This window comes from Listeria grandensis FSL F6-0971 (assembly GCF_000525835.1).
In the GTDB taxonomy this organism is placed as follows: Bacteria; Bacillota; Bacilli; order Lactobacillales; family Listeriaceae; genus Listeria_A; species Listeria_A grandensis.
Genome location: NZ_AODD01000010.1, coordinates 1 through 20,080, shown reverse-complemented (window position 1 = coordinate 20,080; position 20,080 = coordinate 1). Strand labels below are relative to the sequence as shown.

At 42.8% G+C, this 20,080-nt stretch carries 22 protein-coding genes and 1 pseudogene; 13 read left to right on the top strand and 10 right to left on the bottom strand.

Annotated features, from left to right (window positions below; genetic code table 11):
• Positions 1-236, top strand: a 236-nt coding sequence (locus PGRAN_RS17020; protein ID WP_206537357.1) for a hypothetical protein, incomplete at its 5' end; no start/stop codon positions are given.
• Positions 237-261: 25 nt separating this feature from the next.
• Here the strand turns inward: PGRAN_RS17020 and PGRAN_RS07760 are convergent.
• The 3 genes and pseudogenes from PGRAN_RS07760 to PGRAN_RS07750 form a co-directional block, all read right to left on the bottom strand.
• Positions 262-1,590, bottom strand: a complete 1,329-nt coding sequence (locus tag PGRAN_RS07760; protein ID WP_051998500.1) for an Ig-like domain-containing protein — start codon at positions 1,588-1,590, stop codon at positions 262-264.
• A gap of 162 nt (positions 1,591-1,752) precedes the next feature.
• Positions 1,753-2,481 (bottom strand): Crp/Fnr family transcriptional regulator, encoded by a 729-nt coding sequence (locus PGRAN_RS07755; RefSeq protein WP_051998499.1) that lies wholly within the window; start codon positions 2,479-2,481, stop codon positions 1,753-1,755.
• Between the two features lie 88 nt (positions 2,482-2,569).
• A pseudogene (locus PGRAN_RS07750) lies at positions 2,570-3,110 on the bottom strand (biotin transporter BioY).
• Between the two features lie 178 nt (positions 3,111-3,288).
• On the opposite strand from PGRAN_RS07750, the gene PGRAN_RS07745 reads away from it, so the two are divergent.
• From PGRAN_RS07745 to PGRAN_RS07725, 5 genes are all read left to right on the top strand, one after another.
• Entirely contained in the window at positions 3,289-3,621 is a 333-nt protein-coding gene (locus PGRAN_RS07745; protein ID WP_036066286.1) for a PadR family transcriptional regulator, read from the top strand.
• The gene (locus PGRAN_RS15635; RefSeq protein WP_051998498.1) at positions 3,614-4,195 is read left to right on the top strand and encodes a DUF1700 domain-containing protein; all 582 of its coding nucleotides are present in this window, start codon (positions 3,614-3,616) and stop codon (positions 4,193-4,195) included. The genes PGRAN_RS07745 and PGRAN_RS15635 overlap by 8 nt, the downstream gene beginning before the upstream one ends.
• Positions 4,188-5,216 (top strand): DUF4097 family beta strand repeat-containing protein, encoded by a 1,029-nt coding sequence (locus tag PGRAN_RS15630; RefSeq protein WP_051998497.1) that lies wholly within the window; start codon positions 4,188-4,190, stop codon positions 5,214-5,216. Before PGRAN_RS15635 ends, PGRAN_RS15630 begins: the two co-directional genes overlap by 8 nt.
• Before the next feature lie 56 nt (positions 5,217-5,272).
• Positions 5,273-5,836, top strand: coding sequence for a hypothetical protein (locus tag PGRAN_RS07730; RefSeq protein ID WP_051998496.1), 564 nt, complete (start codon positions 5,273-5,275; stop codon positions 5,834-5,836).
• Between the two features lie 69 nt (positions 5,837-5,905).
• Positions 5,906-6,406, top strand: coding sequence for a GNAT family N-acetyltransferase (locus PGRAN_RS07725; protein WP_036066285.1), 501 nt, complete (start codon positions 5,906-5,908; stop codon positions 6,404-6,406).
• 52 nt (positions 6,407-6,458) lie between these two features.
• On the opposite strand, the gene PGRAN_RS07720 is transcribed toward PGRAN_RS07725, so the two are convergent.
• The 6 genes from PGRAN_RS07720 to PGRAN_RS07690 form a co-directional block, all read right to left on the bottom strand.
• The gene (locus PGRAN_RS07720) at positions 6,459-6,737 is read right to left on the bottom strand and encodes a hypothetical protein (RefSeq protein ID WP_036066283.1); all 279 of its coding nucleotides are present in this window, start codon (positions 6,735-6,737) and stop codon (positions 6,459-6,461) included.
• Between the two features lie 65 nt (positions 6,738-6,802).
• On the bottom strand, positions 6,803-7,147 hold the full coding sequence (locus PGRAN_RS07715) for a cyclic nucleotide-binding domain-containing protein (RefSeq protein WP_036066281.1): 345 nt from the start codon (positions 7,145-7,147) through the stop codon (positions 6,803-6,805).
• Positions 7,148-7,296: 149 nt separating this feature from the next.
• A complete protein-coding gene (locus PGRAN_RS07710; protein WP_036066280.1) occupies positions 7,297-7,692 on the bottom strand; it encodes a hypothetical protein in 396 nt (131 codons plus the stop codon).
• 78 nt (positions 7,693-7,770) lie between these two features.
• Positions 7,771-8,121 (bottom strand): magnetosome magnetite crystal formation protein family, encoded by a 351-nt coding sequence (locus PGRAN_RS07705; RefSeq protein ID WP_036066279.1) that lies wholly within the window; start codon positions 8,119-8,121, stop codon positions 7,771-7,773.
• A gap of 512 nt (positions 8,122-8,633) precedes the next feature.
• Complete coding sequence (locus PGRAN_RS07695) at positions 8,634-9,974, bottom strand: MATE family efflux transporter (protein WP_036066276.1); 1,341 nt, start codon at positions 9,972-9,974, stop codon at positions 8,634-8,636.
• Between the two features lie 174 nt (positions 9,975-10,148).
• Entirely contained in the window at positions 10,149-10,718 is a 570-nt protein-coding gene (locus tag PGRAN_RS07690; RefSeq protein ID WP_036066291.1) for a TetR/AcrR family transcriptional regulator, read from the bottom strand.
• A gap of 169 nt (positions 10,719-10,887) precedes the next feature.
• Between PGRAN_RS07690 and PGRAN_RS07685 the strand changes: the two genes are divergently transcribed.
• The 7 genes from PGRAN_RS07685 (at position 10,888) to PGRAN_RS17270 (ending at position 19,384) form a co-directional block, all read left to right on the top strand.
• Positions 10,888-11,649 (top strand): SDR family oxidoreductase, encoded by a 762-nt coding sequence (locus PGRAN_RS07685; protein ID WP_036066274.1) that lies wholly within the window; start codon positions 10,888-10,890, stop codon positions 11,647-11,649.
• Positions 11,650-11,778: 129 nt separating this feature from the next.
• A complete protein-coding gene (locus tag PGRAN_RS07680) occupies positions 11,779-12,246 on the top strand; it encodes a MarR family winged helix-turn-helix transcriptional regulator (protein ID WP_036066273.1) in 468 nt (155 codons plus the stop codon).
• Positions 12,247-12,254: 8 nt separating this feature from the next.
• A complete protein-coding gene (locus PGRAN_RS07675; RefSeq protein ID WP_036066272.1) occupies positions 12,255-13,979 on the top strand; it encodes an ABC transporter ATP-binding protein in 1,725 nt (574 codons plus the stop codon).
• Positions 13,976-15,817 carry an ABC transporter ATP-binding protein gene (locus PGRAN_RS07670; RefSeq protein ID WP_036066271.1) on the top strand — a complete coding sequence of 614 codons (1,842 nt, stop codon included), beginning with the start codon at positions 13,976-13,978 and terminating at the stop codon, positions 15,815-15,817. The genes PGRAN_RS07675 and PGRAN_RS07670 overlap by 4 nt, the downstream gene beginning before the upstream one ends.
• Before the next feature lie 227 nt (positions 15,818-16,044).
• Entirely contained in the window at positions 16,045-16,725 is a 681-nt protein-coding gene (locus tag PGRAN_RS07665; protein WP_051998495.1) for a L,D-transpeptidase family protein, read from the top strand.
• Positions 16,726-16,870: 145 nt separating this feature from the next.
• Complete coding sequence (locus tag PGRAN_RS15625) at positions 16,871-18,514, top strand: M6 family metalloprotease domain-containing protein (protein WP_051998494.1); 1,644 nt, start codon at positions 16,871-16,873, stop codon at positions 18,512-18,514.
• A 111-nt stretch (positions 18,515-18,625) separates the two neighbouring features.
• Entirely contained in the window at positions 18,626-19,384 is a 759-nt protein-coding gene (locus tag PGRAN_RS17270) for a MarR family winged helix-turn-helix transcriptional regulator (protein ID WP_065427911.1), read from the top strand.
• Between the two features lie 109 nt (positions 19,385-19,493).
• Here the strand turns inward: PGRAN_RS17270 and PGRAN_RS15620 are convergent, their stop codons facing one another.
• On the bottom strand, positions 19,494-19,868 hold the full coding sequence (locus PGRAN_RS15620; RefSeq protein WP_051998493.1) for a hypothetical protein: 375 nt from the start codon (positions 19,866-19,868) through the stop codon (positions 19,494-19,496).
• Between the last annotated feature and the right edge of the window lie 212 nt (positions 19,869-20,080).

The window sequence follows — 20,080 nt, the reverse complement described above, 5'->3', positions numbered from 1 at the left end:
TTCTTCGTTGGAAAACTGAAGTAATAAAAAAGGGGCTGGGGCATAACCCAGATAAATCGGCGAAAAGCGCTCGCATTCAGGGAGTTTGGCGGACTTCCGGTTCTCATGTACAATCGTACACTCCGCTTCCGGCTTCCACCAAACTCCCTGAATACAAACGCTTTCGCTCGATTTGTGTAAAACAAAATTTTCGTCCTACCCAAAGTAATGGGTTGGGCGATTTTGCTTTATCTTGAGTTTTATCTCAGATTCTTTTTTATATTAGCTACGTTTTCTAAGAACGGCTACTGTAGTTCCTGAAAGAAGCAGTCCAGCAAATACTAAACCAGACGTGCTTTCATCGCCAGTTTTTGGTAATGATTTAAGGTTTGTTGTTTTTTCGGCAGTAGCTACTTTGATAGGAGCTTTTTTCACAACTTGAGTAATAGATGGTTTTTCAGCGTTCTCAACTGGATCAACTTTAAGTGTTCCGCCTTGGAATGTGAACTCTGCTAAGTCGCTAAACTCTCCAGTATCCATATCGAAGCTACCTAAGAATACAGTTTGTCCATTAACAAGAGGTGTACCTAATTTAATATGGAAATTACCATTCTCGTCAGCATCAGACTGTCCTAAAGAAACGCCATCTTCCGATAGAATGACGACAGTTGTCAGCGGTTCTGCCGTTCCAAAAACATCCGTTGCAGTAGTTTTAGCTACATTGACAACTGGTGCGTCAAAGAAGTAGAAATCTTCACCCACAACAGTATAAGTTAGAGTCGCACTAGCAGTATTACCGCTTGCATCTTCTGCAATGATTTCAACCGTTTGTTTCCCTTCTTTAGATGTATCTAAAGTTTCTTGGCCATTTGCAAAATAAAGTTTAACGAAACCAGAATTATCAGTTGCGTCAACCAGTTCATCAGCGAACCATTCTTCGTCAGCTGATACATAGAAATTATTATCATAGACGTCAATCACCGGTTTTGTTGTATCAACCACAGTGTAATTGACAGTGATGTTTTCTGTTGTCGTACCATCTGTCGCTACAACAGTGACAGTCTGTGTGCCTATACGGTTTAGAGTTGGTGCTTTAGCGAATGATAAAGTGACGCCTGAGGTCGCTGTTACGAATTTGTTTGGATCTTTAACTGCTACGTTGATTTCTGTTGTTACATCTACTTTTGCAGTGGCTAGGGGAGCTGCCGCTTTGACAGGTGCTTTCGCAGGTTCTGTCACGGTGTAGTCAGCAACGATTTCTTGTGTTGTTGTGTCAGCAAACGTTGCGATGATCGTTGTTTGGAATGTTCCAGCAACCGATGTTTTGGCTTCCGTTCCTGCTTTAAAAGCAAGTGTTGTGCCTGTTTCTTGAATGGTTACAAAATCAGCAGGTGTAGTAGTAGCATCTTTAACAAATGTTACGTTCGCATTTGGTGTAAGTGCGGTTGCTGTTAATGGAGCAGGTGTAGCATCTGTTGTTTCAGGTGTCGCTGGATCCGCGTATGTAACCGGTGTTTTTACTTCTTCTTCCGCGAATACTGGTGTTGCAAGTGAAAGTGTTAGTCCGCATGCGAGTAGTCCGCAAGCCAGTTTTGTTGATCTGTTAGTCATTAAATTCTCTCCTTTTTATGTGTAATAATCATATTATACATAACTTTAGTTAAATTGTCATCACTTATTTGTAACGATTTCCAAAAAGAAAGCGCATTCTGTTGGGAATGTATTACATATTTGTAATAGAAAACCAGTGATTGGGAAACCACTGGTTACATTTCAGTTTTCTTTTGTTAACGAATATAGATCTGTGTACTTCATGTCAAGCATCCCTTTAGCCGCTGCCATATCATATATTTTCCACGGCTTTGGAGAAAGAGAAATGTGGCCATCTTGTTCCAATTTGCGCAAATTGGTAGCCACATAGGCGCGTGCTAAGTTTAAGTATTTGCCAATCACTTTTTGTGTAAAATAATACGGGATTAAGTAAGAGCCGTCTGGTTCTGCGCGACCGAAGCGTTCGGCGACGATGACAAGACCAGCCAATATTTTTTTGTCGGACGGTAGATTAGAGAGCGATTCACGCACTAAAATAGGATGTGTGAAATTCAAATAGAAGAAGTAGGCGTACCAGAAGCTTTCTTGACCGAAAGTGATTTTATCGATCACATACTGGCGCTCGAATTGAAGCAGTGTGACTTCACTAATAGATGTATAGGCAACAGGGGAAACGGCATTTTCTAGGACGCTTAAAAATCCTAAAATGTCATTGGGACCGCAGAACGTAAGGATAGAATCATCGCGGGCGGTTCCTTTTGACATAGCTACCATTCCCTTTCTAACGACATAAAAGTATCGATTAGAGCTGCCCTCTTCCATAATAACCTCATTGCGGCGGTAATTTAATTCCGTATAAGGTGGTGGTCCTTCGCTTGGATCCATCAAAATGGCTAGCAATTTGTCGGTATCAAAGCTTTCTTTCAGATTGTGGTAATCATATAAAGTCATAGTTTGTCCCCTTTTCTCACAGATTATCTATTTTATTATATCGGAGCAAAGAGGGTTTGTATAACGTTTTCCCTTGAGTGTCAGAAAGTTAAACCAATTTCGCAGTCACTAAACGCTTGCGAATACTGATCCCAATCAGGGCGGCAAAGGTTGCTTTTAGGATGCCTGGAATAATGAAAGGAATAACGCCAGCAGTAAATGCGGCGCTCCAAGAGAGGTCTCCGCCAATATTTAGCCAAAGCGCGCCAAATAGTAAGGTAATGAAGGAACCGATGATGTTGGCGAAGATAGCATAAGCCATGCTGAAATTCGTTTTTTCGATTAGGAAGCCTGTTACATAAGCATTGAACAGGAAACCAATCAAAAAAACCACCTGTTGGGCCAAAAAGAATGCCAAGTCCGGCGCTCATTCCTGCAAAAACAGGTACGCCAATTGCACCGAGGACAAGGTAAACAGCAACAGAAATGGTCGCATTGCGGGCACCAAGAATGGTGGCGGCAAGGCCGATCGCAAATGTTTGTCCGGTTAATGGGATTGGACCGATCGGGATGGTTACTTGAGCGAGTATGGCAATGATGACTGCGAATAGGGCATTAATAATAAGTTGTTTTAATTTTTGATCTCTCATAATTTCTCCTTTGTTAACTTGGTATGACATTAGGTTAACATTAAGATGCGGAATTGGCAATACTATTTTTTTTCGTCACTACCTTGCATTAATTATTAGTCCGTGATATAGTACTTATAACAAGTAGTAATTAATGTTCAGTACTGAAATTTTGATAATAAGAAATGGAGGGTTCGGCATGGAAGTAAATGTGCAATTTAAAAAAGGTGTGCTGGAATTATGCTGCCTATTCTTGATTCATAAGAAGGATCAATACGGCTATGAGCTTGCGCAACATGTTTCGCAATACGTAGAAGTAGCTGAGGGCGCGATTTATCCCGTTTTGCGCCGTTTAGTAAAAGAAGGCTACTGTGATACGTATTTGAAGGAATCAACAGAGGGCCCATCGCGGAAATATTATCAACTAACGGTTAAGGGTGAGATGTATATGACAGAATTAATGTTTGAATGGAAAGATTTTGTATCAAATGTGAATCGATTGTTTGTGGAAGGGGGAGAGCAAATTGGATAAAACGCAATTTTTAGATGAACTGGCATTGAAGCTTTCGGGGCTAGGACAAGAGGAAAGACAGGAAATCTTAGCGGACTATATGGAACATTTTGCAGCGGGGGCAGCAAGCGGTAAATCGGAACAGGAGATTGTTTTTGATTTAGGGAGCCCAGATGAGATTGCGCGTGATATTTTAGCGGAACGTGGCGAGATACCAACTGGTGAGGAACCATATTATGTACCGCGACCTGTTGTACGTAAAAAGCGTGGTGTGGCTGGCAGGATGTGGCTATTTCTCGCGATGTTGATTCCCAACCTTGTCGTTTACTCTTTGCTTCTTTCATTTTGGGGTGTTGTCGTTGGTTTTGCAGGATCGACATTAGGATTCTTTTTGACGCCGTTTGGCTTTGTTTTGGACGCGGTGTTGAATCAGAATTTTGAGCTGTATAAGTTATTTGGAACGATTGCAGTTGTTGGACTTGGCTTCATTTTCTTTGTCCTTACGATGTGGCTCGCCAAGGCAATGGTAACGGCGTCGATCGCTTACACAAACTTCAATATTCACTTGATGAAAGGGGAGAGCAAGCATGTTTAAAAATAAATGGAAACTACTTATTATTGGTGCGGCGCTTCTTCTCGTTGGAGGTATCGGCTTTGGCCTGACATTTAACAATGACAATGTGGATCGTGGCGAGGCCTATCACCGCGAATGGCAACTGGCAGATGGTGATATTTCCCTAGTTAAATTAATGGGTGATCAGGATATGCGCGTCAATGTAACAGAAAGTACAACTGGAAAAAGTTATGTAACGATGAATGGTCATTTGTCGCAAGAGGCTATTAATCGTTTAGATAAGAGTGTGAAAGCAAATCAGGACAATTTAACGATTGATATTGAGAATAAACAGGAATGGTTCAGCTTTTTGGAATTCCAAATATATGGGGAGCAGACAGTGACGATTCACGTTGCGAAGGGCGCGAAATTGGGCGAATTAGCGACGAATCTGAGTTCGAGCGATTTGTCGGCGCATGACGTGACAGCGAAAATGATCTCGCTGAAGGCTGGTTCTGGTAAGATTGAGGCCTCGAATTTAACAGCGGATACGACAGTTGTTACAAATAGTTCAGGTAACATTGATTTGAAAAATGTGACATCTGATTTAGAAGTGACAAATGGTTCAGGCGACAACGAGATTCAAGGTGTGAACGGCGATAAATTAAGCGTAGCATCGAACTCTGGTGATATCGAGGTCAAAAGTGTGACTGCGAAGACGACCACGCTGACAAATGGTTCCGGAAGCATCGATGGGGAGCAAGTAAGTGGTGCTGTCAAAGTGGATAATAATTCCGGTGATATCGATCTTTCTGGTTTGAATGATGCAGCGAGTGTCAATAGTGGTTCTGGCGAGGTAGACTTAGACTTTAGCGATTTGAAAAAAGATGTGACAGTAGACGCGGATTCTGGTGATGTCAACATTGAAATTCCGACTTCATTTGCAGGATTCTTAGATTTGCGCAGTAACTCAGGCGATATTAAATCACCAAACATCAAAACAAGTTCAAAAACAGTCGTGAAAGTTCGGACTGGATCAGGAAATATAAAAATAGAGCAGTAATTAGGTAGGGCGGGCTCAGGCTCGCCTCTTTATTTCAATAAAGGAGAATGGAAGTTATGAAAGTATATGTCATTTTAACGAAAACAACGACGGTTCCAGGTCGGATTATTCAAAAATATACGCGTAAACCGTTTAATCATGTATCGATCAGTTTGACGGAGGATTTGACGCGCGTGTATAGCTTTGGAAGGCTTGGGAAACGAAATCCACTGAACGGTGGTTTTGTCGAGGAAGATATGCGCGGTGGTGTGCTTCAAGAGGCAGCTACGGCGATACTGAGCTATGATATCACGCCAGTACAACACGCACGGATTCAAAAGGAGCTGGACTGGTTTTCGCTGACTTCGGAGAATTATCGGTATAACTTTTGGGGGATTCTTGGGTTGGTGCTGCGTTTGGATTTATCGGGGAAAAATGAGTTTTTCTGTTCACAGTTTGTCGGACATATTTTAGAACTCGGTGGCATTTCGGTTGTCGGAGATCGGAAGCAACATTTTCTGCAGCCGTGTGATTTTTTGTATGAAGGGAAGATGAGAATAGAGTTTTGTGGCGTGATGCCGAGGTATTTAGAGCAGTTCGAGGTAGAGGAACAGGAGATGGCATCGCTTGCTTCTGCGTGACTAAAAGTAGGATGAGAGGGTATAATAAGTGATAACGCTACATCTCAAGGATGAAAGGGGAAATCACAGATGACAGTTCAAATTCGAAAAGGTACGCTTGAAGACATTGGTGCTATTCAAGATATTGCAGTGAAATCTTGGCACGATACGTATGAGCAAATCATTCCGCGCGATGTGCAGGATCGTTTTTTAGACATGTTTTATAATTTGGAGACGCTAAAAACGCGTGTTGCGGCAACGCCATTTGCGGTATTGGAACAAGATGATGATGTGATTGGTTTTGCAAATTTTATTGAACTTGAGAAACGTAAGAGCGAGCTCGCGGCTTTTTATTTATTGCCAGGCGTGCAGAATAAAGGTTTCGGAACGATGCTCCTAGATGAGGGTATCAAATTATTCGCGCTACCATTGCCGTTATTCGTCAACGTGGAACTAGAAAACAAGAATGCGATTGCTTTTTATAAGGCTCGCGGTTTTGTGGAATGGGATAAATTCGATGAAGATTTTTATGGGCATAAGTTGGAGACTGTGCGCTTGCAGTTGATTCAACATGTTGAAGAAGAAGTTTAAGCATAGAGAAACACCGCTAAGTGAGGCCCAAAAAGCTAACTTAGCGGTGTTTTTATGGTTGAGCGAAAATGTTCTCAGATTCTAAAAGCGTATGAAAAGCTGTGATGTCCTCGATGACCCATGGCGTTTTTTCAGTAGATACGATGTTTTTTTCTTGTAGCGCTTGTAGTATATCAGCGGTGTAATCTATCGATGTGACGGCGTATGCGGCTAGTTTTTCCACATCAACAAAAACTGGAAGCTTGATGACGTTGGCTTTTACCATGGAACCTAACTGCATCATGATGTGTAAACTAAAGTAAATGCGTTGTTCGGGATGCATCCGATCCATCAAGGCATGCTCTTGGATATTTCTCTCGGATTTAGCTAGGCGAGTGGTTAATAAATCGTTAGCTATTATTTTTTTGAAAAAAAAGAAGTGTCAATTCGCCACCAAGTAACCTCCGTCAACGCTTCGCATTCCATTGATTGAGGAGTTTCCTCTATGTAAGAAGGCAGGTAAGGAAAATCGCCGGATTGCAAAAGAATAGGAAGTTGTTCACCGAAGCCCATGTTACGTGACCCGATCACAAAACCACTTTCTATTAAATAAAAAATATTATTTACGACAGAAAAATGATTAAGGGGACCTTGGTTTAATTTCTCTTGGATGCAATACTTATGGAAATCCGCGTCTTCTTTCAGGGAGTTGATAATACTTGATGCGGAAGAAAAGCGTTCTAAGGTAACATTTCTAAACATATTAGATTCCTCCAGACATAATGAAAGTTCTTATCAATTTTAATACCCTAATATTGGAAAGGTAATCCTTTGTTTGAAGTAAAAAGATATAAAAATAACGATTAGACACCTAACAAAATTGGACGTCTTATCGTTATTTTTTTAGTAGATTAAGTATTGCTATTTGTTGCTGCTTTGCCACTTTGTTTTTGTCCGCCGCGGATTACGAAGAAAATCCAAGAAAGAATCGCGCACATGACACCACCAAGGAGTGAAATCAAGATGACCATGACTGGGCTGATGAGTTGTAGAATACTCGTAATGATGACAGTTGCAATAACACCGAATAAGAAGCCCCAAACGATGAAGCGTTTCGTGGTAGCCTTTTTGCTGAAGCCGTAGTACATCTCAGCAACAGTGGTGCCCACGAGTATTAGCGGTGCTGCAAAGAGAATTGCTGCGAATACGAGCTGATAGGTTATTTCGCCGTACATAATAGCTTCCATGCCAATCACAGCAAGAATTCCAAAAACAAAGACGGTTAGGTAAGCAAAGATAAAACGCATGATGCATTCCCCCATTTCCAAACATATTATAACATAAAAGCTGACCAGAATCTTGCTCACTGGTTAGCTTTTATGCCATCAGTCAATGGAGTTAAAAAGTGGATCATCGTCTTTGGCGACGAGTGCTTGGATACCGCGAACGATGTTGAATATAGCGAGCACAACAATCATGATGCCGATGGAAACAATGAGGCCAAGGCCAATAAATCCTGTGACGTTAGAGCTGTTGGTACTGAACCCGACGACGCCGACAATAAATACAGAAACAATGGCGCCAATGGTTGGTAATATATGCGTTAACAGGGCTACTTTTGCATGATGCTTCGTGCTTTCTGTAGCGCTAAAAATCCAAATAGCAATGGGTACGATAAGTGGTGCAAAAAATAAGCTGAAATAGCTGAGTGCGTTTAATATTTTTTGGTCCTTCATTGTGATAACTTCCTTTCGTAACTTCTTGTACTTAGTATACGATAGAAGAGCTTGATACAGCCATTGAATCAGGTGACAAATCGGGAGTGTATCATTACATTTTTGTAAGCACGGGGTCTGTGTCAATTGTACCTAATTGTGAAACAGTATGGAATTTAAAGAAAGCGCTCTCTCGGAGTGTTGTTCCAAATTAAATTTCTTTTTTTAGGTACAGCTATTTGGTCAGTGGACAAATAAAGTGGCTGGAAGGTGTTTCTGTCGGGGAAAGCTAGAGTTTACATAAATTTGAATAGGGAACATGTTATTAACATTTCTAAGCGGCAAGATCCTGGAAAATGGAAATAGCAAGGTATCAAAAAGGTTAATGGCTCTGCCATCAATCATAATGAAAAAGTATCGATCCATAACCGTACTCCTACGATGATAAAGAAATAAGTTATAGGTCGATATCTTTTTGTGGCCTTTATTTGACTTGAAAATCCTGTGGCTTCTATATGTTAGCCGATTTTTTATTATAAGACTGATTTTAATGACCAGACTTTGGAACGCCACCTGTAAACCATTAGGCAACCGCGTAAGCCTTCGTCGATGATATAGGCGAGCCAGACGCCGATGAGCCCCATTCCTGCGGTGATGCCGAGGACATAGGAGAACGGGAGGCTGACGATCCACATGACGATAATGCCAACGATGAACGGGAAACGCACATCGCCAGTCGAGTTGAGGCTACTAATAATGATAATATTAGTAGACCGTGCGATTTCTAAGAATATCGATAGGAAAAAGAGTTGTTTCGTCATCGCGATGATGTCTTCGTTGGATGTGAATAGGTGCATGATGGGTTCTGAGAAGAAGTAGATGAGAATGCTGATGCAGACGGCGATAGCAAGTCCTATTTTCCAGCTGTGCAAACCTTGTTTGTAGGCGCGGTCGACTTCTTTTGCTCCGACTGCGCGTCCGATGATAATTTGCGAAGCCTGACCGATGGAGATGGCAAACAGAGCGACGAATTGGCTGACTGTGGAGGCGTACACTTTCGTCGTTAAGGCATCGGTTCCCATGAGGGCTATGATGGCGGTGACGACGAGTTGTGAGCCTGCATACGACATACTTTCACCCGCGGAAGGTAAGCCAAGCCGCAAAATCGAATACATCGTTCGGCGCGATAGTTCTTTGAATTTTTGTAATTGAAAACGGTAGTCGACGTGGCGGTGCAGGAGCCAGATCGATAGGAAGACAGCGACGATATTCCCTACGACGGTTGCTAATGCTACGCCTGTCACGCCTAGATCTAGATAAGAAAGTGGGCCATATAAAACGAGATAGTTCCCGATAACTGTGATGATTCCGGCGACAACAGGAATATACATCGCTTGGCGTACGTGTCCGTGTGTTCGCAAAATCGGCATGATCGAAAAGGGAATTGCTGTCAAGATGGATGCACCACCGATAATTTCTAAAAAGGGAGCACCGATTTCGACTAAATGTGCGTCAAGCCCCATCCACGTTAGGAATTGCGTAGACAGAAATAAGAAGACAAGGCTCACCACCGCGCCGATAACGACGGAAAACACAATCCCATTCGTAATGACTTGATCGATTAATTTGTGCTTGCGCGCACCGATCATTTGAGCGACTAAGATTTGTACGCCGACACTAATAAACGCAAACATAATGACCGAGAGCACGAGGATTTGGTTGGCGACACCTGTTGCTGCGACGGCATCATCGGAGTAGTGGCCTAACATAAACACCGTGACATAACTGATCATCACCCGCAAAAATTGCTCAATGAAAATAGGCCAAGCGAGTGAGAATAAATTTAATTTCGTTGCTGACTGGCTTTTATCCATAGGACCTCTTCCTTTCGAATGAGGCTATCTCGATAAACCTCAACGTTAATGAAATATGACGATTCTCACAACAATATCCTTAATTATAAGGCAGGTCAGGACTAAAGTATAGACTTATGAATAAATGATATTGAACTGTAATAATTACTAATTGGTCAATCCTGTTTTTTCCTTTCATTTAGAAAAAGAAATATCGGCATGTAAAATATAGAGTAGCTGTTCCGCCATGTATTCAGGCGTATACACAAAATTATGTTGTGTCCAGTGAACGATTAGGCCAAAAATAGCATGAGATTGGTAGCTAGCAAAGAGTTCTGGATTAGCTTCGGTTCCCCGAAAGATGACTCCGAAATCGCGCAAGGCGATGCGCTTAATAACATCGCATAATTGGTTTTGGAAACCCGACCTTAATTTTTCAGCGATGGCTTGTTTGTAGAATAATTGATGGGCATACACGTGATCGAAAATTTTGACCATCGAAGGAGTCAATGTTTCCACGGAGAAATGATTGGCTTCTTTGTAGGGCTTCTCATAGGCAATTTCGAGCGCAGTTAAGACGTCTGTGATAACTTCTTCCAGCAAATCTTCTTTTTCTTGGTAGTGTTTATAAAAGGTGCCACGGTTCACATCTGCTCGTTCAACAATGTCTGTTACGGTGATTTTTTTGAATTCTTTTTCCTCTAGCAAAGTAAGCAGGGCTTGGGCGAAGGCGGTTTTTGTTTTTCTGATGCGCCGGTCTGTCATTTTTTCACATCCTTTTTTTGAGTTAGTATACATATACCGCAAAAATGACGCTAAAGCAACAATCAATGCTTTCATTAACTATTGAATCACCCGTTTGGCAGGGCTATACTTGAACTACAGAGCGGGTTTATAAGCTCTAGCGCAATTTCATTTGAAGGAGGAAATAATCATGAGTAAATTAGCTGGAAAAGTAGCGGTAGTCACTGGTGCCGCATCAGGAATGGGACGCCAAATCGCGTTGCTTTATGCAAAAGAAGGAGCAAAAGTGGTCGTTGCGGATATACATTTGGAGGCAGCAGAAGAAACGGTAAACGAAATCAAAGCGACAAATGGGGAAGCTTTGGCTGTTGTTGCGAATGTAATGAAGGAAGAGGACGTCGTGGCGATGGTCGATAAGGCAGTCGAGACATACGGCACGCTAGATATATTGGTAAATAACGCTGGAATTATGGATAATTTTGTACCAGCAGGAGGCATTACGGACGACCTTTGGGATCGCGTTTTTGCGATTAATACAACGGGTGTGATGCGGACAACGAGAAAGGCACTATCCATTTTTGAGGCTAATAAAGGCGGCGTGATCGTCAATATCGCGTCGGCTGGCGGTTTATTCGGTTCTCGTGCAGGTGCAGCTTACACCGCTTCCAAACATGCGGTTGTCGGTTTCACAAAAAACGTGGGCTTCCAATATGCGACCAAAAATATTCGTTGTAACGCGATCGCGCCAGGTGCTGTGGATACGAATATTGGAACAACACTATACGCACCAGATGAATTCGGTCAGTCACGGGCGATGATTGGTATGGGCACAAACCCTCGTGTTGGAGAACCAGCCGAAATCGCAAAAGTAGCGCTTTTCCTAGCATCGGATGATTCTAGCTTTGTGAATGGTACAGTTATTACCGCGGATGCAGGTTGGACAGCATACTAAAATAAGAGATGATACACGGCTCCTAGCTTCATTGTTGGGAGTTTTTTTTTGCGATGGTTTTTGCTTGACTTTCTTTGCTTCAAGCATATACTTAGTTAAGTAAACTAAATAAAAAGGGGATGCGAGGTCGTGTATAATTCGGAGGAAGATTTAGGCCAAACGGTTGTGAAAGCTTTTATGAACTTTAAACGTGCGGAATTGCGAAATTTTAAAGTTCCCGGCTTAAAAAGGTCCGAAACAAGATTCTTGTTTATGTTACACCAAGGTTTGCAGCATACAGAACATAAACTTGGCATGAAAGTATCGGATGCGACGGCAATTCTTAGGGTCTCAAAGCCAAGCGTGACGCAACAGATCAATGCTTTAGAGGAGAAAAAGTTTATCATTCGCAGCCAAGATCCTGTGGATAAGCGAGCCGCGTACATTCAGCTTACAGATCAAGGGAAAGAAGTAGTGGCAGAAATTATTTCAACTTTTCACAAAAGTTTTGAGGATATGACCTCTTTTTTGGGTAAAGAAGAAATGGAGAGATTAATTTCGCTGCTGGGCAAGCTAACAGATTATCTCAACAATAAAGCTGAGAGCAAGGAGGTATAGGCAACGTTATGATGAAATTAATGAAGCGAATGGGTGCCTACAAATGGGGCATAGTATTAGTTCTAGTGTTAACATTTCTGCAAGTGCTGGGTCAGCTATATTTGCCGACCTTGATGGCAGACATTATTGACAAAGGTGTTGCAAAAGGTGACACGGCCTACATATGGAAAGTGGGATCACAGATGTTGGGCATTTCTGCTTTGTCAGGAGGACTTTCCGTTGTTATCGTATACTATGCATCGAAAATTTCGATGGGATTTGGACGCGATCTGCGGGACAATATTTTTGGTCGGGTAGAGAATTTTTCATTGCAAGAGTTTGACAAAGTTGGGACGGCATCGCTGATTACGCGCTCAACGAATGATGTGGTACAAATTCAAAATGTGTTGTACATGATGCTGCGTATGATGGTGATGGCGCCGATTATGCTGATCGGTGGCGTGATCATGGCAGTTGGTAAAGATGCCAAACTGTCACTTATTTTCGTGGTCGTCTTACCAATTTTGCTATTGCTTGTGGTATTTATTGGTGGTAAGGCAATGCCGATGTTCAAATCACTGCAAAAGAAAATGGACAAATTGAATCAAGTCATTCGAGAAGGTTTGACGGGGATTCGAGTGATTCGTGCGTTTAACCGTGGTGATGATGAGTTGAGGAAATTCGATGTTTCCAATGAGGATTACGCGAAAACAGCGGTTGGTGTTAATAGGCTGCTTTCCTTGATGAGTCCGATGATGATGTTGATTATGAACTTGACGACTATCGCAATTATTTGGATTGGTGCTAAATTTGTCGGTGACGGTAGCATGCAAGTCGGGGATTTGATGGCATTTATTCAATATGCGACGCAAATTATGATCGCATTTATGATGGTTTCCGCCGTATTTATTATGATTCCACGTGCGGCGGCTTCTGCGGAACGTATCAATGAAGTGCTGGAAATGGATACAGAAATTCACGATCCTAAAGACGCGAAAAATGCGATGGCTCCAGTTTCTTTGGAGTTTGATAAGGTTACTTTCCGCTACGCAGGTGCTGAAAAGCCTGTCATTGAGGACATCTCTTTTAAGGCAAAAGCTGGCGAGACGGTCGCGATTATTGGTAGTACAGGGGCTGGGAAGTCTACGATTATAAATATGATTCCGCGTTTTTATGATGTGGCGGAAGGCTCTGTTCGCGTGAACGGCATGGATGTGAAAGAAATGACGCAGGAAGATTTGCGGATGAAGGTCGGATTAGTACCTCAAAAAGCGATGTTGTTTACTGGTGATATCGAGGAAAACATGCGCTATGGTAACGAAACGGCGACAGAAGAAGAAATTTGGGCGGGGCTAAAGACTGCTCAAGCTGAAGATTTTGTTTCGAAGTTGTCGGATGGCTTAAATAGTCGTGTGGAACAAGGAGGAAATAACTTTTCGGGTGGTCAAAAGCAACGTCTGGCTATCGCGCGCGCTTTAATTCGTAAGCCGCAAATTTACATTTTTGATGATAGTTTTTCGGCGCTCGATTTTAAAACGGATTCGTTATTGCGTGCGGCTCTAAAACCGGAAACGCGTGAGTCGATTACGATTATCGTAGCGCAACGCATCACATCGGTTGTTGATTCAGATCAAATTATCGTGGTAAACGAAGGTAAAGTGGCCGGAATGGGCACACATGAAGAGCTAAAAGAGTCGAACACGATCTACCAAGAAATTATGAGATCACAATTGTCAGAGGAGGAGATAGCATGAGTCCAGGACCAGGATCAGGTGGACATGGCGGCGGCCCAGGTGGCGGAAGAATCGTGATGCCAGCAGCCAAGCCTAAGGATTTTAAAAAGTCCTTGTTTCGCTTATTAGGATATATGAAACCGCGTGCTATCTCACTCATTGTAGTGCTCTTACTCGCGATCTTGTCAACGATCTTTAATGTTGTCAGCCCGAAAGAACTCGGGAAGGCAACGACGGAAATATTCGCTGGTGTGATGACGCCGGCTGGAATTAATTATGATAAAATATTTGATATATTGTTCATCGTATTAATGCTTTATTTGGGTAGCTCGCTGTTTAGCTTCCTGCAACAATATGTGATGTCGAGTGTGGCGCAGCGTACGGTGTATGATATGCGTAAAGAATTGAAGGCTAAGCTAGGTCGTTTACCGCTTCGCTATTTTGATACGCGTTCGAATGGTGATATTTTGAGTCGGTCTGTGAATGACATGGATAATATCGCGAATACGTTGCAACAAGCATTGACACAAGCGATTACGGCGATTGTACAAATTATCGGCGTTTTGATTATGATGTTGACGATTAGTTGGCAGATGACGCTCATTGTTGTGGCGACGGTTCCGCTTAGTGTGTTACTCGTAGCCATAGTCGCTAGCCGTTCGCAAAAGTATTTCGGCGCGCAACAGAAAAACCTTGGTGTGCTAAACGATCACGTGGAAGAAACATTTGGCGGTCACACAGTTGTGAAGGCGTTTGGTCAAGAGAAGAAGACGCTTGGAAAGTTCGATGTGGTGAACAAAGATTACTACGTTGCTGCGAAAAAAGCGCAATTCATCTCGGGTATCATGATGCCATTAATGCAATTTGTTGGTAATCTTGGTTATGTAGCTGTCTGTGTTGGTGGTGGTATTTTTGTAACGAATGGTACGCTAACAGTTGGTAATATCCAAGCGTTTACGCAATATGTACAACTATTCTCTCAACCAATTTCAAGTGTGGCTAACATCTCGAATGTTATTCAATCCACGATGGCTTCAGCAGAACGTATTTTTGAAGTGTTGGATGAAAAAGAAGAGGAAGATATTATTCCAGAAAATGTAGAACACCGTGCAGGGGAATCGGATCGGATTGTTTTCGATCATGTGAAATTTGGTTATACGCCAGATAAACCGTTGATGCACGATTTGAATATTGATGTCCAAGAAGGCCAGATGGTGGCGATTGTTGGTCCGACTGGTGCTGGTAAAACTACAATTATCAACTTGCTGATGCGTTTTTACGATGTGGAAGGCGGTGGCATTCGTCTTGGCGGTGTCGATACGCGTGATATGACGAAGAACGATGTGCGTAATAAATTCGGGATGGTGCTACAGGATACGTGGTTATTTAACGGTACAATTGCTGAAAATATTGCGTATGGACGTGATGACGCGACGACGGAAGAAGTTATCGCAGCGGCAGAAGCGGCGTATGCGGATGAGTTTATCAGACGTTTGCCAGACGGGTATGACACTGTTTTGAATGAAGAAGGTTCTAACATTTCACAAGGTCAAAAACAATTGTTGACGATTGCGCGTGCGATTCTTTCTGATCCGAGTATTTTGATTTTGGATGAGGCGACGTCAAGTGTGGATACGCGGACAGAGCTTAACATCCAGCTTGCGATGGGGAACTTAATGGAAGGCCGGACGAGCTTTGTGATTGCTCATAGGCTATCCACAATCCGTGATGCGGATCTGATTCTTGTTATGAATCACGGAAATGTGATTGAGCAAGGAACGCATAAAGAACTACTTGCTGAAAATGGTTTCTACGCGGATCTTTATAATAGTCAGTTCGCTAACGACCAAGCCGTCTAAAGGTCTCTCAGGCGGACGACAAACGCTCCATTGCTCGGTTTTGCCTAGCAGCGAAGCATTTGTCGTCCGCCTGAGGTGTAGTGAGTGACTTCATGGCAGGGCGTGAAGGAATTAAAGATGAAATATTGGGCGCTACTGGCTTTGGCTAGTGGCGCTTTTTTGCTGTAGAAATGTTTGATTTGGCGAAAAGGTGGAACTCTATTAAGATAAGTAGGGGGGATTTTGTTGTGAAAAAAGTTTTTTGGTCGATGGTTGTTGTTTGTATGGCTTTGGGAATTGTTTTTGTAGTGGGTAGTAAGGCGGATGCGGCGACGAATGATGCGCAGAGGTTCAAGACGGTGGGTGCGAATAAGCAGTTGATTTTGGTGACGACGCCGGGCTACAAATCGAACAAGGCGACGATTCAGACGTTTGAGCGGGATGCTAAAGGTGTTTGGCAGCGGAAGGCGTTGATGTATGGCTTTATTGGACGGGACGGTTTTGCGACAACGATGCGGGAAACGGTTGTGCAAAGCCCACGCGGTAAGTTCACGCTCGGCACGGCTTTTGGGCGTTACGCAAATCCAGGGACAAAAATGTCATATCGGAAAACGACAACGCGCGATGTTTGGGTCGACGATGGCAAGTCAAAATTGTATAATTCGTGGCAAGTATTACCGATGAATAATCGCTTTAAATCCGCAGAAAAACTATATCAACCAGCATATAACTATGCTTTTGTGATCAATTATAATCCACTTCGCAAACCAGGATGGGGTTCGGCAATTTTTTTCCACGTTTCCAGTAGCTACACGATGGGGTGCACAGGAACTAGCCAAGCGAATGTCGTGAAAATTTTAAAATGGCTCGATCCTAAGAAAAAACCGGTGATTATCCAGTCACCAAGAACGGAATTGAGCCGTTATTAATGATGCAGGGTCCTCTTAACGGGGACTCTTTTTTTGGTAAAGGGTTTATGCTCAATGGTTCTCATCGTTTACAATAAATAAAATACGGGTATTAATTACCATTCATGAAACGGTGTGTTTTGCCGAAATAAAGGAGGAACAAATCATGCGAGCTATTCTTAGTCGAATAGCGTTGATGGTCATGATGGTTCTATCGATATGTGTCGTAACGATAGCCCAAGATGGTTCCACAGATTCTTTCGCAGCATCAAATACAAAAACGATTGCACCTGTTACGGTAAGTAAATATCCTAGTACATCATCTCCACCAGCGCAAACGCCAACGACGGCGATCCCAAAAGTGGGCGCGATACCACAAACAAATCGTGTCCTTGTTATTTTAGTGAGTTTTAATGATATTGCGATCAAGCAGAGTGAGGCGAGTTGGAATCAAAAGATTTTTAGTACGTCTAGCAAGTCGGTTAAGCTTTACTACACACAAGCAACCAATGCAAAAGTGAATCTTGTTCCTGCGAGTGAGACTTCGGGAACGGTGAACAATGGTGTTGTCCGTGTAAAATTGAATCGCAATCATCCTCGGACGGGGACTGCGATTGACTCACGGAATCAGTCTTTGGTTCGGGATGCGTTAATCGCGGCGAACGGGTATGTTAATTTCGCCCAGTATGATACGAATCACAATGGGCGTATTGATGCGAGCGAATTGCATATCATGACGATTATTGCAGGGCAAGAACGGGCCTATAACAACGCAGCGCTTTCTGTATGGGGACACATGTGGGGCATGGCAGCGAATGTGACGCCCAAACTGGATGGGAAGAGCTTCTTCACGTATACACAATTTGGCGAAATGCACGGCACACATATGGCAACGATCGGCGTCATCGCGCATGAACTCGGCCACGATTTCGGTTTGCTGGACCTCTATAATACGAACGGCTCTGGAAGCGGACTTGGAACCTATAGTTTGATGGCAAAAGGCGCATGGGGTATGCAGCCAGGGGACAGCTATCCAGGTCAAACGCCGGTACTTTTAGATGCCTATTCAAAAGTGAAGATCGGCGCCGTCACACCTCGAGTTGTAAGTACAACAACGACTTCCGTCCAAACGGTTTACGCAGGCACGACCATTTTGCGAGTGAATACCAATTTGCCGAAAGAATATTTTTTGATCGAAAACCGGCAGTTCATTGGCTTTGATCGTTCCTTGATTGGTAAGGTCTATAAAGGCGGAATCGCGGTGTATTATATCAATACAAATTATGCTAGCAACCAAACGATCGGGAAACAATTAGTGACACTAAAAGAGGCTAATCAAGGAATTTTAGGCTATTCGCAGCTCAATAGTGGATCGACAAGTAAGTCGGATGCTTTTTATTACGTTGGCACTGGGATGAGAGGAAAGGCGCAACAGATCTATTTGAATAATCGAACAAATCCAAGTAACAGACTAAGTAACGGAACCTATCCTAATTTTTCAATGAAAGTCAATTCAAAACCAGGAGTAGCGATGTCAGTGACGATCGGCCCAGCGTATCCTGTAACTGGAATTGCGCTAAATCGTAGCGGTGTTTATATTAAAAAGAATAAGACTTTCCAAATGGGCGCAACGATTATGCCGAGCAATGCTTCCAACAAAGGCGTTACCTGGTCAACCTCCAATGCAAAAGTTGCAACGGTAGACGCGAAAGGTAAAATTACAGGCAAAGCAGTTGGTACAGCTACGATCAAAGCAAGAACCGTAGATGGTGGAAAAGTGGATACCGTGCTTATCAAGACAACAAATTAGTCATGAAATGAAAAAGATTGACAAAATAGAAAAGGTGCCTTTATAATATAAAGCAAAGGTACCTTTTAATTATGTCTTGATGACAAAAATGAAGCGTTGGAGGAGTTTAAAATGACAGAAGAAAAGAGCAATCTAACCAAACAATTTATGCAATTTAATCGCCTGATGCACCACTATCAAATTCACAGTGCAAGAAATGCTGGGCCATTTGGCAATCCATATAGAGGCCAAGGCCGCGTGTTATCGATTTTGAAAATGAAACCGGAGATCACGCAAAAAGAATTGGGTTATTTACTCGATATGCGCAACCAATCTTTAGGAGAATTACTGGCAAAACTGGAACGAAGTGAATTTGTGACACGCGAACCATCAGAAGCAGATCGTCGTGTCATGAATGTCAAACTAACAGAAGCTGGGAAAGAGGCCGCAGAGCAATCACAAGAGAGCCCCTTTGATTTTGATAAACTTTTCGATGTGTTGGATGAAGAAGAACAAGCTCATTTACACGACTATTTACAACGCGTGATAGCTGAATTGGAGAAAGAACTAGGAGACGATTCTTTAGAATTTGAAGGAGGTCCAGTGCAAGGAGGAGGTGGCCGTCCAGGATTTGGTAGCAGCTGGGGAGGTGGGCGCCCTCGTCGTGGTGGTTTCCCAGGTGGAATAGAGGATCCGAGGTTCGGAGGAATGGGGCCAGGCGGAATGATGGACCCAAGATTTGGTGGCGGAGGCCCGGAAGGAATGGCAGACCCAAGGTTTATGGGTGAACGTCCTGATTTCGGCGCAATGCCCGGTAGCGAAAGATTTGACGGAGATTACGATGGACCAATGCCAGATGATCGTAGTGCTAGCAACAAAGATAACAAATAGTGGACAAGGCGTCATTCACTTTACTCGGAATGGCGCTATTTTTATGCAAAAGAAAATCCCCTCCAAGCTAGAAAGTGCTTCATTCCTAGTTTGGAGGGGATTTGATGTTTTATTTATCTGACCGTAAAGATACAGGTTTATCTAAAATTTCTTTCATGATAATGGCCTCCTGCATTTTACCACGGACACGTTTGCGAGTAACGGTGTGGTGATGGTGAGCGCGCGTTACATCCGTATCTGCATAAGTGACGGCATCCTTAATGACCGTATCCTTATAAGCTTGTTGCTGCGGCTTTTTTGCTGTTTTTCTTGGAGGTTGAGGATGTTTTGATCGCTGTTTTGGGACGTTCGGAAGATTAGTTTTGGCCTCTTCTTCTTTCTCCGTTTCGGCTTTTTTGAAATAACTGATGAGACCGAAGAGAATCCCGATAATAACAATCGCTGTGCCAAACCAATCACCAATATTAGTAAAAATACTTTCCATTTTCGTTACACCTTCTTTCTCCTAAAGCGAACGGTTAATTGCGGAATTGTTCGAATGAAAATGAGTTACAGCATCAATATGGATATGAGCGAAGAGAATATCCCAACATCTAAATAACGACGATGCTTGCCAAACTTATTTATCTTCTTTCGCTATAGCCTCTCTCATTGTTGAGCTGTTCGAATGAAAATGAGTTACAGCATCAATATGGA

Excerpts from the sequence above, each read along its gene's own strand:
- PGRAN_RS07760 (WP_051998500.1), bottom strand. The coding sequence starts at position 1,590 with ATGACTAACAGATCAACAAAACTGGCTTGCGGACTACTCGCATGCGGA.
- PGRAN_RS07755 (WP_051998499.1), bottom strand. The coding sequence starts at position 2,481 with ATGACTTTATATGATTACCACAATCTGAAAGAAAGCTTTGATACCGAC.
- PGRAN_RS07745 (WP_036066286.1), top strand. The coding sequence starts at position 3,289 with ATGGAAGTAAATGTGCAATTTAAAAAAGGTGTGCTGGAATTATGCTGC.
- PGRAN_RS15630 (WP_051998497.1), top strand. The coding sequence starts at position 4,188 with ATGTTTAAAAATAAATGGAAACTACTTATTATTGGTGCGGCGCTTCTT.
- PGRAN_RS07730 (WP_051998496.1), top strand. The coding sequence starts at position 5,273 with ATGAAAGTATATGTCATTTTAACGAAAACAACGACGGTTCCAGGTCGG.
- PGRAN_RS07725 (WP_036066285.1), top strand. The coding sequence starts at position 5,906 with ATGACAGTTCAAATTCGAAAAGGTACGCTTGAAGACATTGGTGCTATT.
- PGRAN_RS07720 (WP_036066283.1), bottom strand. The coding sequence starts at position 6,737 with ATGGATCGGATGCATCCCGAACAACGCATTTACTTTAGTTTACACATC.
- PGRAN_RS07715 (WP_036066281.1), bottom strand. The coding sequence starts at position 7,147 with ATGTTTAGAAATGTTACCTTAGAACGCTTTTCTTCCGCATCAAGTATT.
- PGRAN_RS07710 (WP_036066280.1), bottom strand. The coding sequence starts at position 7,692 with ATGCGTTTTATCTTTGCTTACCTAACCGTCTTTGTTTTTGGAATTCTT.
- PGRAN_RS07705 (WP_036066279.1), bottom strand. The coding sequence starts at position 8,121 with ATGAAGGACCAAAAAATATTAAACGCACTCAGCTATTTCAGCTTATTT.
- PGRAN_RS07695 (WP_036066276.1), bottom strand. The coding sequence starts at position 9,974 with ATGGATAAAAGCCAGTCAGCAACGAAATTAAATTTATTCTCACTCGCT.
- PGRAN_RS07690 (WP_036066291.1), bottom strand. The coding sequence starts at position 10,718 with ATGACAGACCGGCGCATCAGAAAAACAAAAACCGCCTTCGCCCAAGCC.
- PGRAN_RS07685 (WP_036066274.1), top strand. The coding sequence starts at position 10,888 with ATGAGTAAATTAGCTGGAAAAGTAGCGGTAGTCACTGGTGCCGCATCA.
- PGRAN_RS07675 (WP_036066272.1), top strand. The coding sequence starts at position 12,255 with ATGATGAAATTAATGAAGCGAATGGGTGCCTACAAATGGGGCATAGTA.
- PGRAN_RS07670 (WP_036066271.1), top strand. The coding sequence starts at position 13,976 with ATGAGTCCAGGACCAGGATCAGGTGGACATGGCGGCGGCCCAGGTGGC.
- PGRAN_RS15625 (WP_051998494.1), top strand. The coding sequence starts at position 16,871 with ATGCGAGCTATTCTTAGTCGAATAGCGTTGATGGTCATGATGGTTCTA.
- PGRAN_RS17270 (WP_065427911.1), top strand. The coding sequence starts at position 18,626 with ATGACAGAAGAAAAGAGCAATCTAACCAAACAATTTATGCAATTTAAT.
- PGRAN_RS15620 (WP_051998493.1), bottom strand. The coding sequence starts at position 19,868 with ATGGAAAGTATTTTTACTAATATTGGTGATTGGTTTGGCACAGCGATT.